We start from the raw sequence: 1,262 nt of genomic DNA, 5'->3' as shown, positions 1-1,262 counted from the left end.
TGTATAGACCGGAGACATGGTGGACACATGTGCGGAGACATGGTGGACACATTATCGCTCCTTCTGTGGATTGCGTAAGTCGATTTTTCGCAACCAGTGTCCGCAGAAGTAAACATCGAATAGGTCCTCTCGCTCGGTGCTGGGCCGGACTGCTATCACGTACCCACTCAGTGCCCTGGCGACGCGGAAATATTGGTTTTTGAACCTGAAGCGGCGGTCATTGACCTTCGCCAAGAAGTCGCTGGGGCTGTACTGAAACTCTTCCAGAGGCTGGGTATACGGTCGTGGGCTGGATTGGTATCGGTCCATCGGCACCTGATAACTCAAGGCTTCGTGGGGCCTGCGGTGGTTATAGATATCTCGCCACTCGTCAAACGCAGCTTGGGCTTCAGTCAGGTTTTTGAAGCTTCGTCCACTCAATACTTCGGCCTTCAACGAGCGGTGGAAACGCTCGTTCTTGCCGTTGGTTTGTGGGTGCCTAGGTCGACTGAAAGTAATTTTGATACCCAAACGAACGAGCCATAGGGTCAAGGGGGTCAATTGCCCCGGATTGTTTGGTGACCCCCAAGGCGCACCGTTGTCGGTATTGATCTGCGCGGGCAATCCATATCGACGAAATACCTCCGTCATATGTTCGCGCACCAACACGCCACGCTGATTGGCGCAGGCTTGAATAATCAAATTAAAACGGGAGTGATCATCCAGCATCGTCAAAGGAAAGCAGGCACCCTGACTGGTTTGGAAGAACCCCTTGAAATCCATCTGCCAAAGATCATTGGGCGCTGCATGCTCAAAGCGATGCCAAGGTTTTGATGCCGTACTGTCCTCGGGCAGGATCAAATCATGACGGTGCAGGATTTCGGTAACGGTACTGGGTGCAACCGCTTCATCGAGCACATGACTGATCTTGCGTCCACCCCATCTAGGATGCTGCTTGCGTAAGGTGATTACCTTTTCCTCAAGCGCAGGTGTGCTTTTTCGAGGGTTACTGAGTGGTCGACGGGATTGTTCAGACAGCCCCGACAGGCCCAGCTTTTCAAAACGTCGCAGCCATTTGTAGCCCGTTTGGGGGCTTATCTTGAAGCGGCGGCACAGCTCTCGCCGATTTGCATCGGGCTGTAAGGCCAGGGCAACGAACTCTTCTTTCAGACTCATAGCATCCCGCGCGTTCCAAGACATGGTGAATTCTCGGCAAGTCTATCTCGCCGAAAAGTGTCCACCATGTCTCCGCACACGTGTCCACCATGTCTCCGGTCTATACA

At 53.2% G+C, this 1,262-nt stretch carries 1 protein-coding gene; it reads right to left on the bottom strand.

Annotated features, from left to right (window positions below; all coding sequences use genetic code 11):
- Positions 1–51: 51 nt before the first annotated feature.
- Positions 52–1,179, bottom strand: coding sequence for an IS481 family transposase (locus tag N5D61_RS26400; protein ID WP_108240654.1), 1,128 nt, complete (start codon positions 1,177–1,179; stop codon positions 52–54).
- Positions 1,180–1,262: the final 83 nt, after the last annotated feature.

Source organism: Pseudomonas sp. GD03842 (assembly GCF_029841165.1).
Lineage (GTDB): Bacteria > Pseudomonadota > Gammaproteobacteria > Pseudomonadales > Pseudomonadaceae > Aquipseudomonas.
Note: the sequence above shows the minus strand (reverse complement) of the source record. Positions and strands in the feature narration are given on the sequence as shown.

Bases quoted from the DNA above. Each gene is read 5' to 3' on its own strand.
- N5D61_RS26400 (WP_108240654.1), bottom strand. From the start codon at position 1,179: ATGTCTTGGAACGCGCGGGATGCTATGAGTCTGAAAGAAGAGTTCGTT.